This window comes from Kitasatospora sp. NPDC050463 (assembly GCF_040655255.1).
Lineage (GTDB): Bacteria > Actinomycetota > Actinomycetes > Streptomycetales > Streptomycetaceae > Kitasatospora.
The window spans coordinates 46,464-67,272 of the sequence record NZ_JBFAJO010000050.1 but is presented as its reverse complement, the minus strand read 5'-3'; the positions used below and the strand labels follow the sequence as shown (position 1 = coordinate 67,272).

The 20,809-nt window shown below is 71.5% G+C and carries 8 protein-coding genes, 1 tRNA gene and 1 pseudogene; 1 reads left to right on the top strand and 9 read right to left on the bottom strand.

Features of this window, described 5'->3' with window-relative positions; all coding sequences use genetic code 11:
* Positions 1-130: 130 nt before the first annotated feature.
* From AB0J08_RS27625 to AB0J08_RS27600, 6 genes are all read right to left on the bottom strand, one after another.
* The gene (locus AB0J08_RS27625) at positions 131-1,189 is read right to left on the bottom strand and encodes an NADP-dependent oxidoreductase (protein WP_360639886.1); all 1,059 of its coding nucleotides are present in this window, start codon (positions 1,187-1,189) and stop codon (positions 131-133) included.
* Positions 1,186-2,895: an NAD(P)/FAD-dependent oxidoreductase gene (locus AB0J08_RS27620; RefSeq protein WP_360639883.1), complete on the bottom strand. Its 1,710-nt coding sequence runs from the start codon at positions 2,893-2,895 to the stop codon at positions 1,186-1,188. The genes AB0J08_RS27625 and AB0J08_RS27620 overlap by 4 nt, the downstream gene beginning before the upstream one ends.
* A 147-nt stretch (positions 2,896-3,042) precedes the next feature.
* On the bottom strand, positions 3,043-4,233 hold the full coding sequence (locus tag AB0J08_RS27615) for a cytochrome P450 (protein ID WP_360639880.1): 1,191 nt from the start codon (positions 4,231-4,233) through the stop codon (positions 3,043-3,045).
* 190 nt (positions 4,234-4,423) lie between these two features.
* Positions 4,424-13,978, bottom strand: coding sequence for an amino acid adenylation domain-containing protein (locus tag AB0J08_RS27610; protein ID WP_360639876.1), 9,555 nt, complete (start codon positions 13,976-13,978; stop codon positions 4,424-4,426).
* A gap of 330 nt (positions 13,979-14,308) precedes the next feature.
* Positions 14,309-15,178 carry a sterol desaturase family protein gene (locus tag AB0J08_RS27605; RefSeq protein WP_360639873.1) on the bottom strand — a complete coding sequence of 290 codons (870 nt, stop codon included), beginning with the start codon at positions 15,176-15,178 and terminating at the stop codon, positions 14,309-14,311.
* 314 nt (positions 15,179-15,492) lie between these two features.
* On the bottom strand, positions 15,493-16,284 hold the full coding sequence (locus tag AB0J08_RS27600) for an alpha/beta fold hydrolase (protein WP_360639870.1): 792 nt from the start codon (positions 16,282-16,284) through the stop codon (positions 15,493-15,495).
* 1,016 nt (positions 16,285-17,300) lie between these two features.
* Between AB0J08_RS27600 and AB0J08_RS27595 the strand changes: the two are divergent.
* Positions 17,301-17,963: pseudogene (locus tag AB0J08_RS27595) on the top strand (transcriptional regulator); the annotation flags it as partial.
* A gap of 160 nt (positions 17,964-18,123) precedes the next feature.
* On the opposite strand, the gene AB0J08_RS27590 reads toward AB0J08_RS27595, so the two are convergent.
* The 3 genes from AB0J08_RS27590 to AB0J08_RS27580 form a co-directional block, all read right to left on the bottom strand.
* Positions 18,124-18,197: transfer RNA gene (locus AB0J08_RS27590), tRNA-Thr, on the bottom strand.
* Positions 18,198-18,279: 82 nt separating this feature from the next.
* Complete coding sequence (gene leuE, locus AB0J08_RS27585; protein WP_360639867.1) at positions 18,280-18,939, bottom strand: leucine efflux protein LeuE; 660 nt, start codon at positions 18,937-18,939, stop codon at positions 18,280-18,282.
* 113 nt (positions 18,940-19,052) lie between these two features.
* Positions 19,053-20,771, bottom strand: a complete 1,719-nt coding sequence (locus tag AB0J08_RS27580) for an alpha/beta hydrolase (RefSeq protein WP_360639864.1) — start codon at positions 20,769-20,771, stop codon at positions 19,053-19,055.
* Positions 20,772-20,809: the final 38 nt, after the last annotated feature.

Sequence of the window (20,809 nt, the reverse complement as noted above, 5' to 3'; positions counted from 1 at the left end):
ACCACCAGACCGTCCACAAGGGCTTCGACGAGATTCCGAAGGCCTACCGGAGCCTCTACGTGGACCGGGAGGCCCACCGGGGTCACTCGTCGTCGGGCCCCTTGGATCGCGTGGCCCTCCTACACCTCGGCTACACCTCGACCAGCACCTTGCCCCGGTTGGCCTCCCGGTCCACGTAGAGGCTCCGGTAGGCCTTCGGAATCTCGTCGAAGCCCTTGTGGACGGTCTGGTGGTAGCGGATCTCGCCGCGCCGGACCAGCCCGCCGAGATCGTCGTGCATCGCCGCCAACTGCGGCTCGTCGAACCACTCCTGGGCGAAGATCCCACGGATGGTGGTGCGCGGGAACATGATGTACGGCAGCAGCCGGGGCCCGGTCAGCTCGCCGTTCACCGTGGTCGCCCACTGCCAGCACACCGCGACCCGGCTGTCCACGTTGAGCATGGTGAACACCGCGTCGGTGACGGTGCCGCCGAGGTTGTCGAAGTAGCGGTCGACGCCGTCCGGAGCCGCGAACAGCAGCGCCTCCCGGACCTTCTCGGCATCGTCCGCCTGGTCGTAGAGCACCACCTCGTCGAAGCCGAGCTCCTTCAGGTATGCGGCCTTGCCCGCCGAGGCGGTGGTGCCGACCACCCGGCCGGCGCCCGCACGCTTCGCCAGCTGACCCACCAGGGTGCCGATCGAGCCGGAGGCACCACTGATCACCACGGTGTCACCGGGCCGGACCTCCAGGAACCTGGTCAGCGTGCCCCAGGCCGTCATCCCGGGCGCCCCCATGATGCCGAGCGCCGTCGAGAGCGGCAGCCGCTCGTCGTGCCGGGCCGGATCGAGCCGACGGTAGGCCGGGAAGACCATCGGGAAGGTGCCGGTCTTCCACACCTCCTCGGCGCCGTTGTGGACGACGTGACTGCGCCAGCCGCCGAAACCCTGGACGAGGTCGCCCACCCGGAAGGCGGCCTCCGGTCCGGCCTCCAGCACCTCCATGATCGAGTCCGCACCCATGTGGTGGCCGATCGGCGTCTCCAGCGCGAGGCCGTTCTGGTACGGGTCGACCGAGACGTACCTGGTCCGGAAGAGCATCTCGTCCGGCCGGAGCCTGATCTCGGCCTCCTCGACCACCTTCCGGTAGATCCGGTTGACGTCCGGCACCCCGTCGAGGTGCTCGCGGACCACCCACTTCTCGATCTTCATGCCAGGGCCCCTGTCGAAACGGTACTGGTGGACGGGATCTCCTCGACCGGACCGGTCTGCTGCTTCGGCGGCCGGGCGACGGGAAGGATCAGATGGGTGGGCGGCGGCGCGCTCAGGTCGATCTCGGCGTGGAACTCCCGCCCGTCGTCCCGGCAGATGAACTGCATCACGTGCCGGCCGGCGGCAGCCGCCCGGATCAGACCGCCGATGGTGGCCCAGACCCCGGAGAGGTAGAAGTCGGAGAGCCCCGGGAGCACCGGACCGTTCTTCTTGATCTCCTGCTCCACCGTCTCGCTGCCCTCGACGAACGGGTTCCAGCCCGGGAAGGTGCCGTCGTAGACGCCGGTGTAGCGGACCTGGGTGAGCGGGGTCGAGACGTCCGCCACCGAGACGGCGCTCTTGAAACCGGGGAAGCGCTCGTCCAGGAAGGAGACGATGCCGTTGCGCACCCTGCGCTTGGCCGCCATGTACTCCCGGCCGTGCTTGACCGGCAGGGTGTGCAGCTCCTCACCGCGCCGCACCCGGGAGGACTGCTCCGGGCCGTCGTGCAGCGCCCGCCAGGGGTCGATGTCGGAGAAGTAGGTGGCGAACACCACGGTGGACTCCCGGGGCGCCAGCTCCGGGTAGTGCCGGGTGCGGAACTGCACGTTCATGCTCGGGCAGCGGATGCCGGTGAGCTCGGCGGCCTGCTGCTCGTCCAGGAGGTAGGTGGTGCACGGGTCGCCCTCCGGGAAGGGCCTGCGCAGACCCAGGAAGAGCGCGACGTAGCCGGGCGACAGCTGGCCCGGTTCGTCGATCAGCGAGGTGTAGAGCCTGCGGTAGGTGTCGTTGAGGTAGCGGCCCTTGAGCAGCTTCATCACCGTCGTGTGGCCGTCGGCGGCTGAGACCACGATGTCGGAGCGGAACTCCCGCCCGTCGCTCAGCCGGACACCCACCGCCCGGTCGTCCTCGACCAGGATCTCCTCGACCTTGGCGTTGTACGTCACCTCACCGCCGAGCTTCTGGTAGCGCTGCTCGATCGAGCGGGCCAGCCCGAGCGAACCGCCCTCCGGCACCCCGGCGGCCTGGTTGGCGTGCGAGGCGAGCTGGAAGTAGAAGGGCAGCACCGGAAACGCCGGGTGCTTCTCGTAGAGGATGAAGTTGAACGCCTCACGCAGCAGCGGGTCCCGGAACCGCTCGGAGTAGTCGGTCATCAGGACGGTGATCGACTTCCGGATGGTGTTGAAGTACGGGAGGAAGGAAGCCAGCATCCGCCAGCGCTCGATCCGGCCCATCAGCCCGACCGGCTTGAGGAACGGGTAGACCGCCAGCGCCTTGCGGAACGTCCGGATGCCGTCGCAGAACTCGCGGATCGGTGCCGCGTCGGCCGGCGAGATGCCCAGCAGATGGGCCTGCAGCCGGTCGGGGTCGGAGTAGAAGTGCACCGCCCGGCCGTCCCGGCCGCGGACGATGTTGAACACGTCGAAGTGCCGCATCTCCTTGCCCTGGAGGGCACCGAGCTCCAACCAGATCTGGTACATCTCGTTGCCCGGGCCGTTGCCGAGCAACCAGCTGATGCACCAGTCGAAGGTGAAGTCGCTGCGGTCCCAGCCGGTGCAGGAGCCACCGGGGATCTCGTGCATCTCGAAGACCTGGGTGCGGTACCCGTTCATCTGGGCGTAGCAGCCGGTGGAGAGGCCGCCGAGGCCGCCGCCCACGATGATCATCGTTTCTCGTCGGCGCCCTGCCGGCGGTGTTTGCCGTGCCAATTCCCTGGCCTTCCTCGTGGTCGTGCCGTTGCCGTTGCCGTCGCGCTTGACGCGTGTCGCGTATCGCTTGACGCGTGCGGTGCCTGCCGCTGTCGGGGAGGGCGCTCACCAGGCGATCGGGAGCGCCTGCAATCCGTTCACCATCGCGTCCGCCTTCCAGCGCAGCTCGTCCTCGGGGACGGCCAGCCGCAGGCCGGGCAGCCGGTCCAGCACCGTCTCGATCGCCACCTGGAGCTCCAGCCGGGCCAGATGGGCGCCGATGCAGTAGTGCACGCCGTGGCCGAAGCCGATGTGCGGATTGCCCGGGCGGTCCAGAACGAGGCGCTCCGGCTCCTCGAAGACCTCCGGATCACGGTTGGCCGCGGCGGTGGCGATCATCACCGCGTCACCGGCCCGGATCGTCACCCCGCCCAGTTCGACGTCGGCCGTGGCGTAGCGGGGCAGGCTGAAACCGGTGAGCAGCGGCACGTACCGCATCAGCTCCTCGACGGCCTTCGGGATCAGCTCGGGCTTCTCCCGAAGGCGGCGCAACTCCTCGGGGTTCACCAGCAGTTGGTGGAAGAAGTTGCCGATCTGGTTGGTGGTGGAGACGAAACCGGCGATCAGCAGGTCACAGGCGATCGAGAGCAGCTCGTCCTCGCTGATCAGCTGCTGCTCGCGGCAGGCCCGGACCAGCACGGTCAGCAGGTCCTCGCCGGGCTCGCGGCCGCGCAGGTCCAGCACGCCGGCCATGTACTCGATGAAGGCCTGGCCCTCCACGGCGAGCACCTCGCCGGGGGTGACGGCGGAGAGCACCGTCTCCGCCCACTGCCAGAGCATCCGGTGGTCCTCGGCGGGAATGCCGAGCACCTCGCAGATGATGGTGGTCGGCATCGGGATCGCGAAGTCCTCGACCAGGTCGGCCGGTTGACCGGCCGCGAGCAGACCGTCGACCAGCTCGTCGGCCAACTCCCGGGCCCGGACGCGCAGCCGCTCGACCCGTCGGGCGCTGAACTCCTTGGCCACCAGCGAGCGCAACCGGGTGTGCTCCGGCGGCTCGGTGGAGAACAGGCCGGCACCGCTCCGGGCGACCGGACGCATCCGGGGCTGGTCGTGGCCCATCGCCTCGGCGAGGCTGAAGCGCGGGTCGGCCAGCACCGTCCGCACGTCCTCGTAGCGGGTGACCAACCAGGCACCGTCACCGTAGGGCAGCCGGATCCGGGCCAGCGGCTGCTCACGCAGCTCGGCGTAGCGGGGGTGGAGGTCGAGGCCGAGCGACTCGAACGGGTAGGACAGCGACTGATGCTGCCTGAGCATGAGGTGGTCCACCTCTCGTGTGGGACTGCCGGGACTGCCGGAACCACTGGCGCTGGCAGGACTTCTGGGACTCTTGCGGCTGTGGGGGCTGTGGGGGCTGTGGGAGCTGTGGGAGCTGTGGGGGCTTCGAGGGCTATCGGGGCTGCCGGAGTGGGCCGGACCTCCGGCGCCGGGCGGGAAGGCGCAGGTCTCAGGACACATCGGTGGTCCCGGCGAGGATCTCCCTGGCCAGCCCCGCGTTGCGCGCGATGTACTCGTGGTCGAGCATCTCGGCGTGGGTGCCGAAGCCGCGGAACACCGCCGTGCCAGTGGCCGAACTGCCGTGCCAGGCCCCCTGCTCGCCGACCGCGTAGAGGGCCACCTTCGCATCGTCGGAGATCACGCTTACCGGCGCGGCGATCACCCCGAGGTTCGGCGTACGACTACAGAACTCCAGGTAGTCCCTGGCCTGTTCGCGGGTCTCCTGGGCGACGATGTCCGAACCGGTGTGCCGCTGCAGGTGCTCGGCCAGCTCCTGCTCGAAGGCCTGGACGTGCTCGTCACCGAGCGCGAAGGACTCCAGGATCCGGTGCGAGTCCATGATCACCACATTGGGCACCGCCCGCCCGCGCCGTTCCAGCTCCTTGGCCACCTCGAAGGCGAGGTTCCCTCCGAGCGAGTAGCCGAGCAGGGCGCACGGCCCGTCCGGCTGGATGGTGTCGATCAGATCGGCGTAGCGGCTGACCTTGTCGTCCCCCGAAACGTAGTTGAACGCGACCATCCGGTACTCCGGCAGATGCGCCGCGAACTGCCGGTAGACCAGGCCGTGGCCACCGGCCGGCGGGAAGCAGAAGATGGTCTGCTGCTGCTCCTGGTTGAACCAGAGGTACGGCTGGGCGCCGTCGAGCCGGCCGGTGATGATGTGCTCCAGCGTCTTGGCCATCCCGTGCAGGGTGGTGACCTTGAACAGCTGGCTGACCGGGATGCTGATGTTGAACTCGCCCTGCAGACCGTGGATCAGCTCGATCAGCTTGATCGAGCTGCCCCCCGACTCGAAGAAGTCGTGCTCCAGGCCGAGCTCCTCCACGCCGAGCAGCGCCCGCCAGTGTTCGGCCATCCGGATCTCGTACAGGGTGACCGGCGGTTCGGCGACCCGGTCGTCGGCCTCCGCCCGGGGCGCGGGCAGCGCCGCCACGTCCACCTTGCCGTTGGGGGTGAGCGGCAGCGCCGGCAGCTCGGCGAAGTACGTCGGGATCATGAAGGTCGGCAGGTATCCGGCCAGGTGGCGGCGGAGCTCCCGGCGGTCGACCGTGCGTCCCGGGGCGGGGACGCAGTACGCACAGAGCACGTTCTCGCCGCTCCGGTCGGGCCGGACGGTGACCACCGCCTGGGCGAGCTCGGGCCACTCCGCGAGCTGGGTCTCGATCTCGCCGAGCTCGATCCGGTGGCCACGCACCTTGATCTGCGAGTCGGCCCGGCCGAGCAGGTGCACCCCACCCCCGGCGTCCCAGCGGGCGAGGTCACCGGTGCGGTAGAGCCGGACCGGTTCGGTGCCGTCGGCTCCGCCGAGCGGCAGGGTGGCGAAGCGGCGGGCGGTCTGCTCCTTGTCACCGAGGTAGCCGAGGGCCACCCCGGAGCCCCCGATCCACAGCTCGCCCGGCACGCCGGGCGGGACGGGCCGCCCGTGCTCGTCCAGCAGGTAGAAGGCGCTGTTCGGGAACGGCCGCCCGATCGGGACCATCCTGCTGGGCTCCAGGCCGTCGGCCGGACCTTCGAAGTAGGCGCTGTCGATGGTGGCCTCGGTGAGGCCGTAGGAGTTGATCAGGCGGGTCGCCGGGCCGCAGAGCGCACGCAGGCGCTCGTACTCCTCCACCTTCCAGACGTCCGAGCCGACCACCAGCAGCCGCATGAAGTCCAACCGCAGACCGGACCGCTCACAGTGGCCGATCACGGTACGGACGACCGCCGGCACGAACTCACCGGCGTCCACCCGCTCGGTCCGCATCACCTCGTAGAGCCGGGCGGTGTTGAACAGCAGCTCCCGGCCGACCAGCACCAGGGTCGCTCCCGAGCAGAGCGCGCGGACGTAGTCCCCGGTGAAGACGTCGAAGGAGGGGCCGGCCATCTGGAGGTGGACCCGGGCGTCGGTCTCCAGCCGGTACTCGGCCCGCCAGGCCTGGTAGGCCGAGGCGAGGTTGCGGTGCGAGACCTGGACGGCCTTGGGCCGGCCGGTGGAGCCGGAGGTGTAGACGACGTACGCCGAACTGTCGAGGTCCACCGGCACGTCGGTGAAATCGGCGCCGGAACCGGCGAGTCCGGTGGGCCCCTCGACTTCGATCGACCCCTCGACTTCGATCGACCCCTCGACTTCGGCCGACCCGACGAGTTCGGCCGGCTCGACGATCCTGGCCGACAGCCCGCCGAGCCGATCCCGGTCGCCGACCAGCAGACCGGCGCCGGCGTGCTCGATCATGTACGCCAGCCGGTCGACCGGGTGACTCGGGTCCAGTGGGAGGTACGCCGCACCGGTGCGGAGCACCGCCAGCAGGGCGACGACCAGCTCCGGCGACTTGTCCATGCAGAGCGCCACCACCGCGCCCGGCCCGGCGCCCAGGGCCCGCAGCCGGGCGGCCGCGCTCCGGGAGCGCTCCTCCAGCTCGCCGTAGCTCAGCCGGGCGGTCGGCCCGGACTCCACCGGGGCGGCCACCGCCGGGGCGTCCGGGTCGGCGGCGGCCGCCCGCAGGATCAGCTCGTGCACCGGCTCCTCGTGGGCCACCCGCCGCTCGGCACCGCTCCACTCCCGGAGCACCCGGCTCCGCTCCGCAGGGCCGAGCAGCTCCAGCCGCGTGGCCGGCTGCTCGGCGCCCGCCCCGGTCAGCCCCTCCAGCAAGTTGATGTAGTGCCGGGCGAGACGGGCCGTCGTCTCCGGCAGGAAGAGGTCGGTGTTGTACTTGAAGACGCAGTGGAAGCGGCGCTCCGCCTCGTCCTCGTAGGCGGACAGCGTCAGATCGAACTGCCCCTCCTCCTCCGGGAGTTCGATGTACTCCAGGTGGTAGCCGTACTTCTCGGTGGCCACCTTGTGGTGCAGCAGGATGAACATCGCCTGGAAGACCGCCGAGCGGCTCGGGTCGTGCTGCAGCCCGAGCTTCTCCACCAGCAGCACGAACGGGTACTCCTGGTTGTCGAGCCCACCCAGCACGGTGGTTCGCACCTGGGCCAGCAGCTCCGCCACGGTCGGCGCCCCGGCCAGCGAGACGTGCAGCGGCAGCGGGTTGACGAAGTAGCCGTAGACGGAGCCGAACTCCTCGTCGGTGCGGCCGGTCACCGGGCTGCCGACGATGATGTCGTCCTGGCCCGAGTAGGCGTGCAGCAGCAGGTAGTAGGCGCTGAGCAGCACCATGAAGACGGTGACGTTGTGCTCGCGCGCCAACGCGTGCACGCGGGCGCTGAGCTCCTCGTCCAGGACGAAGAACTCGGAGGCGCCGTTGTTCGTCTGCACCGCCGGGCGCGGCTTGTCGGTGGGCAGGCCGAGGATCGGCACCTCGGCGGGCAGGTGCGAGCGCCAGTAGTCGAGCATCCGCGGCGCCTCACGGCCGGCCAGGAACTCGTTCTGCCGGTTGAGGAAGTCCAGGTAGCGGGCGGTGACCGGGGGCAGCTCGGGCGCCCGGCCCTGCCGCAGCCCCTCGTAGACGGCGAGCAGCTCCTCGATGAAGGTGAAGGTGGAGATGGCGTCCGAGATGATGTGGTGGACGGCCTTCATGATCACCCAGCGCTCCGGCCCGCGCTTGAACAGCCGGAACCGCACCAGCGGGTCGCGCTCCAGGTCGTACGGCCTGCGGTACTCACGGACGATCAGGTCGTGGACCTCGGCCCACTCCAGACCCTGGACGTCGAAGACCCCGAAGTCCGGCTCGACCTCGGCGCGGACCTTCTGGACCGCCTGGCCGCCGTCCAGCACGAAGTTGGCCCGCAGACTGGGGTGGCGACCGACCAGCGTCCGGAAGGCTGCGGCCATAAGCTCCGGCTCCAGCTCCACCCGGACCTCGACCGCACCGCCGATGTTGTAGGCGAAGCCGTCCGGGTTGAGCTGCTTCAGGAACCAGAGCGCCTTCTGGTTCTGCGTCAGCGGGTGGTGCGACTCGTCCTCGTACCGTTCGACCTCGGCCCCGCCGGTGCCACTGCCGTCGTCCTCGATCAGCTCGGCCAGACCGGTGTGCAGCTGGGCGACCAGCTCGGCCACCGGAGCGTTGGAGAGCAGCGCCACCACCGGAAGGGCGGTGCCGAGCTCGGTGTTGAGCCGGGCCCGCAGCTCCATCGCGAGCAGCGAGTCCAGGCCGAGCCCGCTCAGACCGGTGCCGGGCTCGATCTGCTCCGCGGGCACCCGCAGGACGGCGGCGGCCAGCGCGATGAAACGCTCGGTGAGCAGCGCCCGGCGCTCCTCCTCACCGGCCGCCCGCAGCGCCTCCAGCACGCTGCTCCGCTGCGGCGCCGGGGCGTTCTCCCGGGCGGCGGCCGCCAGGTCGGCGACCAGCGGCGGCGGAGCCGGGTACCAGGAGAGGAAGACCGGCCAGTCGACCACCGTGGCGACCAGCAACTGGGCGCGGTCCTGGCCCAGCACCCGCTCCAGCACGGCCATTCCGGTCTCGGGCGCGAGCGAGCTCATGCCGCGGCTGGTGCGGTAGTGCTCGATCAGGCCGAGTTCCTCGATCATGCCGGTGGCCCAGGGACCCCAGTCCAGACTGAGCGCGGGCAGACCGAGTGCCCGGCGGTGGTGCGCCAGCGCGTCGAGGAAGGCGTTCCCGGCCGCGTAGTTGGTCTGGCCGGCGGTGGTCAGCAGCGAGGCGATCGAGGCGAACAGCACGAAGTGGTCGAGCGGCTCATCGGCCAGCTGGCGATGCAGGGCGAAGGCACCCAGCACCTTGGGGGCGTGGACCGCGTCGAACACCTCGCGGCCCAGCTCCGGCACCAGCGTGTCGCGGACCTGCCCGGCCAGGTGGAAGACGCCCCGGATGGGCGGCGACTCCAGCGAGCGGTACTCGGCGAGCCAGTCCGCGAGGGCCCGTTCGTCGGTGATGTCCAGCGGCACCGGCACGGGCTGGGCGCCGAGCGCCTCCAGCTCACGCAGGAAGGCGACGTTGCGACCGGCGGTGCTCGCCGGGTCGAGGCCGCGCCACTGCTCGCGCGGGGGCAGCGGACTGCGGCCGACCAGGATCAGCCGACGGGCGCCCCGGCGGACCAGGGTCCGGCAGAGCAGCCGGCCGAGTGCACCGAACGCGCCCGTCACCAGGTAGCTGCCGTCCGCACGCAGGTTCGGCGGCAGCGGCCCGGTCAGGCCCTCCGCGGGGCGCAGCCGGTTGGTCAGCCGGCGACCGGCACGCAGCGCGATCTCGTCCTCGTCGGCCAGCGCGAACTCGCGCAGCAACGCGGCCGCCTCCTCGGTGACCGGACCGGCCGGGCCTAGGTCGACCAGCTTGCCGGGGTGCCCGGGCAGCTCCTGGTGGCGCAGCACCCGGCCGATCCCCCAGGCGGGCGCGCCGAGCGGCTCGACCGGCTCGCCGGGGGCGGTGGCCTGGGCCGCCCGGGTGACGATGTGCAGCCTGCTGTCCGGCAGTTCGGCGGCGACCAGGGCGGCCAGCGTGATCAGGCTGTACGCGCCGGTGCCGGTGTGGCCGGCCACGGTGGCGTGGTCGGCGCCCGCCAGTGCGGGCCGGTCGAGGTTCCAGAGGTGGACCACGGCGGCCGGATCGGGCGCCCCGGCAGCCCGCCGGTCGGCCAGCAGTCGGCTCAGGTCCGCGGCGGAGCCGGGCTCGACGGTGGACTCGCGCCCGTCGGCGGAGGTCCGGTAGCCGCTGCCCGGGCGGACGAGGTGGCAGCTGCCGCCACGCCCGGTGATCCGGGCGGCCAGCTCGTCGGCGACACCCCGGCCGTCGGCGAACAGGAGCCAGTGGTCGGGGTGTTCGGCCAGTTGATCGGGGGCGTTCGACGCGGCCGGCAGCTCCGACCAGGAGGGTTCGACGAGCCAGCCGTCAATGGTGGCGAGGCCGACGGCGGTGGAGGCCTTCTCGACGTCGGCGACCCGGAAGCCGGTGATCCCGCCCAGCGGGTTGCCGCTCTCGTCGTAGACGGCGATGTCCCCGACGATCTCGTCCCCGCCGTCGCGGGTCATGGTGGCGTGCACCCAGAGCGGCTGCTCGCCGACCGCGTCCAGGCGGACCTCGTCGATGGCGAGCGGCAGCTTGATGCCCGTACCCGCGGGGCCCGCCAGCAGGAGCTGGGGCGTCAGCAGGGTCTGGAAGAAGGCGTCCATCAGCACCGGGTGCACCTGGTGACCGGCGCCCTGCCCGGTGATCGCCGCCGTCGGCCGGACGACGGCCAGTGCCTCGCCGGGGCCGATCCAGACCTCGTCGATGCCCTGGAACGCCGGCCCGTAGTGGTACCCCAGGCCGGCCAGCGCGGTGTAGCAGTCGGGGCCGGTCAGGTGGCGGGCGGCGCGCCCGCGGATCCGCTCGGCGTCCAGCCGGTGACCGGGCCGCCGGCGCTGGCCGGGGCGGACGGTGCCGACGGCGTGGACGGTGCGCTCGGGCCCGTCACCGGCGGCGCCGTCAGCCGTGCCGGTGCTGATGGTGAAGGAGCCGTTCTCCGCGGAGAGGGTGAGCTGGACGGCGCGGCTCTCGTCGTCGGGCAGGAAGAGCGCCTTGCGCAACTCGACGCCGGCCAGCGCGGCGTCGGCGCCGCCGGTCAGCGCGCGCACCGCCTGGACGGCCATCTCCAGGTAGCCGGCGGCGGGGAACAGCACCCGCCCCTGGATCCGGTGGTCCTCCAGGTAGGGCAGCGCCTCGGCGTCCAGCCGGGCCTCCCAGGCGGGCTCGGCACCGGCGAGGCGGCGGCCGAGCAGCGGATGGTCCAGCCGGCCCCGGCGGATCTGCTCCACCGCCCGGGGCTCGACCCAGTGCCGGTCCCGCTTGAACGGGTAGCGCGGCAGCGGCACCGGGCGCCCGGCCGGCTGCAGCACCGACCAGTCGACCTCGACGCCGAGGTTGTGCAGGGCGGCCAACGAGGTGGTGAAGGTGGTCCGCTCGTCCTCCTGACGCCGGATCGAGGGCAGCGTGCGGACCTCTGGGAGGTCGGCCCCGCCCGGCCGGGCCTCCAGCGTCTCCTGGATCGAGCGGCCCAGCACCGGGTGCGGCCCGATCTCCAGGAAGAGGCTGTACCCGTCCTCCCCCAGCCGCTCCACGGCCTGCTGGAAGCGGACGCTGTCACGGACGTTGCGCCACCAGTAGGCGGCGTCCAGCTCGGGGCCGTGCGCGGTGCCCTCCTGGCCGGTGAGGTAGAGCGGCACCTGCGCGGGGCGGGCCTTGAGATCGGCGAGCGACTCCAGCAGCTCGTCCTTGATCAGCTCCATCCGGGCACTGTGGTACGGCACCTCGACGGTCAGCAGGCGGGCGAAGACCTGCTCGGCGGTGAGCGCGGCGGCCAGCTCGGCGAGCACCGTCTCGTCCCCGGCCAGGGTGAGCGAGGCCGGGCTGTTGATCGCCGCCACCGAGACCGCGTCACCGTACGGGCGGATCCGGCGGACCGCCTCGGCCTCGGTGAGGGCGACGGCGAGCATGCCGCCGGTACCGGCCAGCTTCTGCTGGAGCCGGCTCCGGTGCACCACCACCTTGACCGCGTCCGCCAGGTCGTAGACGCCGGCCTCGTGGAAGGCTGCGACCTCACCGGTGCTGTGACCCACCACGGCGTCCGGACGCACACCCCGGCTGCGCCAGAGCGCGGCGAGGCCGACCTGGACGGCGAAGTTGGCGGGCTGGGCGAGCCAGGTCTCGGCCATCCGGGAGTGCGCCTCGTCGGCGGCCAGCTCGTCGGTCAGCGACCAGCCGGTGAGCTCGGCGAGGTGCTCGGAGCAGCGCTCGACGGCCTCCCGGTAGACCGGCTCGGTCGCGAAGAGCCGACGGCCCATCCCCCACCACTGCGGGCCCATGCCGGTGAAGACCCAGGCCAGCCGACGGTGCCGGGCCTCGCGTCGCTGACCGGTCAGCACCCGGGGGTGCGGTTCGCCGCGCAGGTAGGCGGTGAGGGCCTCGTCCAGCGACTCGCGCGATTCGTAGACCACGGAGAGCCGGGCGTCGAGGTGCTGGCGGCGGTGGGCCAGGGTGTGGCCGAGGTCGGCCGGCCGGGCGGGGGTGCCGCCCCGCGCCCCGGCCAGCTCGCCCTGGATGCCGGCGGCCAGCTCGGGCAGGGCGGCGGCGTCGCGGGCGGTGAGCGGGAGGACGGTGGGACCGGACTCCCGCGTGGGCGGCTCCTCCACCGGTACCGTCCCGGGGGCCGCCTCCAACAGGACGTGGGCGTTGGTGCCGCCGAAGCCGAAGGAGTTGACCCCGGCCCGGGCCGGGCCCTGGTGCTCGGGCCAGGGGGTGGGCTCGGTCGGGATCTCGAACGGCAGGGTGGCCGGGTCGATCGCCGGGTTGAGCCGCTCCAGGTTGATGTGCGGCGGGATGAGCCGGTGCTTCAGCGCGAGCCCGGTCTTGATCAGCCCGGCCAGGCCGGAGGCGGACTCGGTGTGCCCGATGTTGGTCTTGACCGAGCCGACGTAGCACTTGTCGCCGGGGCGGCGGCCGACCGCCAGCGCCCGCGCCAGGGCGTTCGCCTCGATCGGGTCGCCGACCGGGGTGGAGGTGCCGTGTGCCTCGACGTACTGGAGGCCGCCGGGCGTGATGCCTGCCTCGGCGCAGACCCGCTCGATCAGGGTCACCTGGGCGTCCGGGTTGGGCACGGTGATCCCGTTGGTGCGACCGTCCTGGTTGACCCCGCTGCCGATGATGACGGCGTGGATCGGGTCGCCGTCGCGCCGGGCGTCGGAGAGCCGCTTGAGTGCGACGACCGCGACGCCCTCGGCCCGGACGTAGCCGTCGGCCGAGGCGTCGAAGGTGCGCGAGCGGCCCTCCGGGGAGAGGAAGCCGCCCTTGGTCTCGGCGATGGTGTACTGCGGCGCGATGTGCAGCAGGGTGCCGCCGGCCAGTGCGAGGTCGGTCTCGCCGCGCAACAGGCTCTGGGCCGCGAGGTGGACGGCGACCAGCGAGGAGCTGCAGGCGGTGTCCAGGGAGACGCTGGGCCCCCGGAAGTCGAAGCAGTGCGAGATCCGGTTCGACACCATCGTCATCATGGTGCCGGTCGCGGTGTGGGCCGCCAGGGTCTCGAAGGAGAGGTCCGAGAACTGGACGATCTTGTAGTCCAGGGTGAACGCGCCCACGTAGACGCCGACATCGCGCCCCGCCAGCTCACCCGGCTTCTGCCCGCCGTCCTCCAGGGCCTCCCAGGCCACCTCCAGCAGCTTCCGCTGCTGCGGGTCCATGTGGTCGGCCTCCCGGCCGCTGATCCCGAAGAACGCCGGGTCGAACTCGTCGAAGCCGTCGATGTAGCCGCCCCGGCCGCCGACCAGCCGGCCGGGCTTCGCCTTGTCCCGACTGCCGAGCGTGCCCACGTCGTAGCGGCTGCGCGGAGTCGGCGTGATGCAGTCCTTGCCGTCGACCAGGTTCTGCCAGAACGACCGGTGATCGCTGGCACCGCCCGGAAACCGGCAACCGATTCCGATGATCGCGATCCGCTCGGGGCCACCGGCGGGACCGGAGGAGGCGGGAACACCGGTGGCCGGTGCGGAGACGGTGGAGGCGGCGAGGGCGGTGGAAGCGGCCGGGGTGGCACAGCGGGCGTCGGAGGCGGTCGGGGAATCAGAGGGGTCGGGGAATGCGGCGAGGCATGAGTCCGTCATGGTCGAGTCCTTGTGTCAAATGCGTTCGCGCGCGCGGCACCGGCGTGGGAGCTTCCGCACGGGCGGGGGGACAGCGGCTGTGGACCGGTCGCAGGCAGGCCGGAGACCGGACCGGCCGAAGGGGACAGGCCGAAGGTCGGGGAATGCACGGACGGATGGGCGGCAGAGCGGCGGCGGAGCAGATCGGCAGAGCAGGCGGCGGCGATTCGGAACGGCGGACGGCGGCGCGCGGGACGGCACCGCCGGAACGCGTTCGGGATCGCAGCGGACGACAGGGAGACGGCGGATAGCGGATAGCGGCAGGGAACGGGTGCGGCGGCGAGCGGAACGTCAGACCGGGTAGTCGTCGGCCCGCACCGGCCGGCGCCAGGCCTGGAGATGACTGGCGATCACCTCACGCGTCCGGGGGAAGTCGGACGGACGCTGCAGCCCCACGGCAGCCGGCCGGCGGCCCGGCCGCCAGGTGAAACTGCCGAAGGCGTGGTCCCAGACCGAGAGGTCGGACCCGTAGTGTCCGGCCTCCGCCAGATCGACGCTGTGGTGCAACCGGTGCTGCTCCGGGCCGGCGAAGACGTGATTGAGCACACCGATCCGGACATCGACATTGGCGTGCACGAAGTAGCCCTGAGCGACCACGAACAGACCCACCACGAACACCGATTCGACCGAGAAGCCCGCCAGTGCGAGCGAGAGCTGCACGGCCCCCTGGGTGAGCAGCACGTCGACGATGTGATTGACCCCGTTGTTGGCGACGTTGACCTTGTCGGGCACGTGGTGGACTCCGTGCAGCCTCCAGAGCCATCGATTGGTGTGACTCCAGCGGTGCATCAGGTAGTTGGCCAGCGATCCCAGCAGCAGTGCCGCCGGGATCTCCACCCAGACCGGCAGCGTCGGGTGCGGCGGCGCCGCCCACCCGACCACGGCCGACACCGGCACCTGCGACAGCGCCCCACCGATCATCGTCAGCACGAAGTAGGTGCCGTACCAGCCCCACTCGCCGACACTCGGCCGCCATTCAGGTTCGTACGGGATCAACCATTCGAGAACCGTCAGATAGCCGATCGTTCCGATCAGGAAGAACTGGCTCACCCGACCGAGGTCCCAGCGCCAGCGCAGGGCCGCTGTCGCTATCGACACGAGCATGGCCAGGAGGAACGGGTAGGCGACGTGACGTAGCACGGAGCGCAACTGCTCACCCATGGCTACCCCCCCTTCGCGAGCCACCATCGAACGATCACTTAAAGCATTCGTTCCGATACTAACGGTACCCGGAAGGGGATGCGAGGCATTTTTGAAAAGAACCACAATCGCCGCAATTTGTCGGATAATAGGTAGTCAAACGATCCACTATCCGCTTTACCAATTCCGCAGGACGCCTTTCTCATCATCAGATCAAAAGACTGACAGATGTCATTCATGCGTCACCGGCTCAGCCACACCACCGGCGCCGAACAGCCGTCCGCCCGCCCGCCCATCGGTGAACGGGCAGGCGGGCGAACGGGCGGACGGACGGGCTAACCGAGTCGCACCGGCAGGTTCCGACCCGCGACGAACGCGCTGATCGCCGAGTTCACCGACAGCGAGTGGTCGTTGAGGAAGAAGTGCCCGCCCGAGAAGGTCCGCACCGAACAGCCGCCGGTGGTGTGCCCGGCCCAGGCCTTCGCCTCCGCCGCAGTGACCTGCGGATCCGCGTCCCCGGTCAGCACCAGGACGGGCTGCCCGACGGAGTCCTGGCCCGGCCGGCTGCGGTACGTCTCGGCGGCCCTGTAGTCGCTGCGGATCGACGGCAGCACCATCTCCAGGATCTCCGGGTCCCGCAGCATCAGCGGATCCGTCCCGCTCAACCGCTCCAGGTCCCGGATCAGCGTCCGGTCGTCCGACCGGTGCACGTCCTGAGCCGGGTCACGCGGACGCGACGGCGCCCGACGCCCGGAGACCACCACCCCCTGCAACGCGATCCCGGCCCGCTCCATCCGGACCGCCACCTCGAACGCCACCGACGCCCCGAGGCTGTGCCCGAACAGCGTGAACGGCCGGTCGGCCCACGGCAGCAGCTCCCGCACCACCTGATCCGCGAGCTCGTGGACATCCTCGACGCACGCCTCGCCGGCCCGGTCCTGGCGCCCGGGGTACTGCACCGCCAACACGTCCACCGAGGTGGGCATCGCCCGCGCCACCGGCAGGAAGTACCCCGCCGAACCCCCGGCGTGCGGAAAGCAGACCAACTGCGCCGGCGCGGCGGGCGCCGGCTGGAACCGCCGGATCCAGAGACTGCTCCGCTCCGGCGCCGCTGCGTACCGTGGCATTCCCATCCCTCACCCTCCCCCGGGCCACCCGAGACGGCCCACCTGGCTGCCATTCAAGCCCCGCCGCCGCACCGGGACCAGATGCCCATCCCCCTCATACGCCCCGCCCCACCCCTACCGACCCCCCTGAGCACCACCACCATGACGCCCCATCACCCCGCACCACCCACCCCCGGAGAACGCGAAAGGCCCGATCGGATCCATCCGACCGGGCCGCGTCCCGCTTGAAACTCCCCCGCGCCTCACCGCACCCATGGGAAGTCCTCTCCCCGGGCCCCGGGATCCGCTTCTCAGAAGTGTCCGCACCGGGCACCATCATGGGGATCCTCGGCCAGTCGCAGATCTGCGTGACCAGCCGTTACGTCGAGACGACCGCTCCGACGCCCCCGTAAGGCCGCCAGGCGAACGGGCTGCCGGTTAGTTTGGACGCCCCCTCAGTTTGATCGTGCACAGTGCCGCGTCGGCGTCGTAGGCATTGCGGACCAGCTCCGTGATCCCCAAATCGGGGTGTGGAACCAGCTCTTCGCCGAGACGGGCAAGGATCTCTGGGGCGAAGCAGAGTCGATGGTCGATCAAACGAGCCTCCCCTGTGGGAACGATGCCGGGGCCGGTCCACGTCCCCTTGCCCGCATGGTAGCCGGGCATCAGTGCGACAGGGCAGGGCGCAGCTGGCGACCGGACAGCACCTGAGCACTGCCGGCCATGCCTAGAAGAAGAGCAGCAGCGCGAGTTCGGGCTGTCGGTCGGTGGCGGCGGAGAGCCGGGCCCGGGCATCGGGCAGGTCGGCGGGCAGACAGACCGCCGCCGCAACCACCTTCGGCTTCGCTTCAGATACTCAGGTCCGCCATCACGTTGGCCAGTGCCTCCTTGTTCGTGACCCACTCCGTGTCACCGGAGGACACCGAGTACTGCACTGCCTTGAGGACGGCTTCGCTAGCCGCGGCTGGCCGCGCCAGGTGTGCTCGCATGTATTGCTTGAAGAGCGCGGGCAGCACGCGCCACAACCCCTGACCGCGCTCGCGTCCCGGCTCTCCCAGGCGCGGAGGCTCTTCTACACCTGCCGGTACGCCGAGCTCGAAGGCGCGTTGCCGTCGCTGATCGCCGACCTTCGCCAGGCCCAGGACGCCGCCCGCGGCGGCGATCAGGCCCTGTCCGGGCTCCTCGCGACGGCGTACCAGACCGCGGTGAGCTTGTTACTCAAGCTCGGCGACCACGGCAACGCCTGGCTCGCGGTCGGCCGGGCCATGGCCGAGGCCGAGCGGAGCGCCGACCCCGTGGTGATGGCCTCCAGCGTCCGCGTCCAGGCGCACGTCCTCGCGCGCGACCGGCACACCGCGCCAGCCGTCACCCTCATCCGGCACACCGCCGACCAGCTCTCCGGTAGCTACGACCGGCGCCCGCCCGAGTACCTCGCCGCATTTGGACTCATGCTCCTACGCGGGGTGACGGCAGCGAGCGCCGGCGGCGACCGTGCCACCACCGCCGAGTTTCTCGCCGAGGCCCAGGAGGTCGCGCGCTACGTCGACCTCGACAGCCCCGAAGCCTGGGCAAACTTCAGTCCGACCAACGTCGCGCTCCACTCGGTGAGCGCCTCGGTCGTCCTCGGCGACGCAGGAGCGGCGCTGGAAGCCGCCCAGCCCCTGATGCGCAGGCGCATCCCGGTCCCCGAGCGCCGGGCGCGAGGCCGCCAGACGAACGGCAACGCGCTCCGGCCCCAACCAGCCGGAGCCGAGGCCGCGGCCGGGACCGGGAACACAGGGGCCACCCGCGGCGGTGATCAGGACGCAGAAAAAGGCAAAAGCCCCAGGTCACGGCGAGTGAGTCCTGGGGCTTTCACAGAGCCGCCTATGGGATTCGAACCCATGACCTACGCATTACGAGTGCGTTGCTCTGGCCAACTGAGCTAAGGCGGCACCGTTGCCGCACGTGGTGGCAACGCGGGCCAGTCTACACAGGTTCGCGGGTGATCCGTAACGGGCTTCCGCGGCGGCGTGCTCAGGCCGAGGAGACGGCCAGCTTGGCGGCGAAACCCGCGAAGAGCACGGCGACCGCGCTGGTGAGGCCTGCGGAGAGCCGCTTGCGGCGGCGGAAGGCGGTGGCGAGGGTGGTGCCCGCGAAGATCAGCATGGAGAGGTAGAGCAGGCTGAAGGTCTGCAGGATGCCGCCGAGCAGGGCGAAGGAGAGGGCGGGCTGTCCGTAGGAGGGGTCCACGAACTGGGTGAAGAAGGAGAGCAGGAAGAGGATCGCCTTCGGGTTCAGCAGGCTGATCACCAGCGCGCGGCGGAACGGACGCTCGGTGGATTCCGGGGCGGCGGCCTCGGCGCTCTCGGGGGCGGCCGCGGCGGCGCGGTGCTCGCGCCAGAGCTGGCGGGCGGCGCGGAGCATGCCGACACCGATCCAGAGCAGGTAGGCGGCGCCGCCGAACTTCACCACGGCGAAGACCGCCGGGTTCGCCTCCAGCAGCGAGGCGGCGCCCAGCGAAGTGAGGCTGATCAGGGTGAAGTCGCCGACGAAGACGCCGGCGGCGGCGGTGTAGCCGGTCCGGACGCCCTTGCGGGCGGCGACGGACAGCACGTACAGGGAGTTGGGGCCGGGGAGGAGGATGATCACGAGGGCGCCGAGGATGTACGTCGCCAGGTCGTTGACTCCGAGCACGGTGGGCTCCGGTGAGGTGATGGCAGGGGCGGCAGGCCGCTCATCGTAACGTCGTACCGGTCGGCAGTTGAAGCCGAAATCATCCCGCCCCCACCCGCCCTCGCGCCCGCGCCCTACCCGCCGCAGCGCTTCCCCTGCTCCGGCACCGCACCGCCCAGCAGGTACCCGTTGACCGCCCCGTCGACGCAGACGTCGTGCCGGCCGTACGCGGTGTGGCCGTCACCGTCGAAGGTCAGCAGCCGACCGGACTCCAGCTGCCCGGCCAGCGACTGTGCCCACGCGTACGGGGTAGCCGGATCGCGGGTGGTGCCGATGACCACGATCGGGGCGGCGCCGGCGGCCCGGACGGTGTGGGCGGCGCCGGTGGCCCTGACCGGCCAGTAGGTGCAGGTCAGCGCCATCCAGGCCATGTCCCGGCCGAAGCGTGCCGAGGTCCGTTCGAAGTCCGGCACTGCCTGCTGTACGTCGGCCGGGGCGGCGAACGGCGCGGGGAGGTCCAGGCAGTTCACCGCCATGTTGGCGAACATGAGGTTGGGGTACGAGCCGTCCGGCCCGCGTTCGTAGTAGGAGTCGGACAGCTTGAGCAGGGCGGTGCCGTCGCCGGCCTTGGCGTCGGCGAGCGCGGTGCGCAGCTTGGGCCAGAGGAAGTCGGCGTACATGGCCTGGATCACGCCGGTGGTCGCCTGTGACTCGGTGAGGCGGCGGGCGCCGTCGGCGGTGGTCAGCGGCTTCGCGTCGACGGCGGCGAACAGGGCGGTGAGCTGGTCGCCGACCTGCTGCTCGGAGCGGCCGAGCGGGCAGTCCTCGCGTTCGGCGCAGTCCTTGGCGAAGGCCGACCAGGCGGTTTCGAAGCCGCCGGCCTGGGTGCGGTTACCGCTGAGCGCGTCGAGCGACGGGTCCATCGCGCCGTCCAGGACGATCCGGCCGGTCCGGCCGGGGAAGAGCCCGGCGTAGGTGGCGCCGAGAAAGGTGCCGTAGGACTTGCCCACGTAGTTGAGCCGTTCGTCGCCGAGCAGCGCCCGCAGGATGTCCATGTCGCGGGCCGCCTCGACGGTGCTGAGGTGGGCGAGGCGGTCGCCGGCCCGCTGCCGGCAGCCCTCGGCGAACTCCAGGTCGGCGGCCACCAGGGCGTCGATCTCGGCCTGGTCGTCGGGGGTGATGTCGGCGGCGGTGTACGCGTCCATCCGCTCGCCGGTCAGGCAGGTCACCGGGCTGCTGCGGCCGACCCCGCGCGGGTCGAGTCCGACCAGGTCGTACCGGGCGCGCACGGCGCTGTCGTACGTTGCGGCGACGGCCTCCACGTACTCGACCGCCGAGCCGCCGGGGCCTCCGGGGTTGAGCAGCAGCGAACCGAGTCGGCCGCCCCCCGCGCCGCCCGAGCCCGAACCGGACCCCGGCACCGCTCCCGACGCCGATGCTGACGCCGATGCCGCCCCCGACGCCGAACCGGTCGGGACGGCGAGCGCGCGGACCGCCGAGAGCGTGAGGTCGCCACCGCCGGGGTGCTCGTAGTCCAACGGCACCGTGAAGGTCGTGCACTCGAAGCCGTCGTCGCACGGCTGCCAGGCCGGCCGCTGCCCGTAGTACGGCGCCAGCGCGGCGGGGACGGCCGCCGGGAGCGGCTCCAGCGGCGTGGCGCCGGGCCGGACTGCGGCCGCCGACACGGAGGCCCCCGGGGCGAGCGCGGAGGGCAGCGGGGCGCCGGGCCCGATGGTGTCCGAGGACGCCGCCCCGGGAGTGGACGAGGTGGAGCTGCACCCGCCGACCAGCAGCCCGGCAACGGCCAGCGCCGCAGCCACCGCCCGCCCGCGCCCGTTCCGCCCTGCCCTCATCCGGTTCCCTTCGGGTGCGGGGGCGCGACCGCTGCCGT

Excerpts from the sequence above, each read along its gene's own strand:
- AB0J08_RS27625 (WP_360639886.1), bottom strand. The coding sequence starts at position 1,189 with ATGAAGATCGAGAAGTGGGTGGTCCGCGAGCACCTCGACGGGGTGCCG.
- AB0J08_RS27620 (WP_360639883.1), bottom strand. The coding sequence starts at position 2,895 with ATGATCATCGTGGGCGGCGGCCTCGGCGGCCTCTCCACCGGCTGCTAC.
- AB0J08_RS27615 (WP_360639880.1), bottom strand. The coding sequence starts at position 4,233 with ATGCTCAGGCAGCATCAGTCGCTGTCCTACCCGTTCGAGTCGCTCGGC.
- AB0J08_RS27610 (WP_360639876.1), bottom strand. The coding sequence starts at position 13,978 with ATGACGGACTCATGCCTCGCCGCATTCCCCGACCCCTCTGATTCCCCG.
- AB0J08_RS27605 (WP_360639873.1), bottom strand. The coding sequence starts at position 15,178 with ATGGGTGAGCAGTTGCGCTCCGTGCTACGTCACGTCGCCTACCCGTTC.
- AB0J08_RS27600 (WP_360639870.1), bottom strand. The coding sequence starts at position 16,284 with ATGCCACGGTACGCAGCGGCGCCGGAGCGGAGCAGTCTCTGGATCCGG.
- AB0J08_RS27580 (WP_360639864.1), bottom strand. The coding sequence starts at position 20,771 with ATGAGGGCAGGGCGGAACGGGCGCGGGCGGGCGGTGGCTGCGGCGCTG.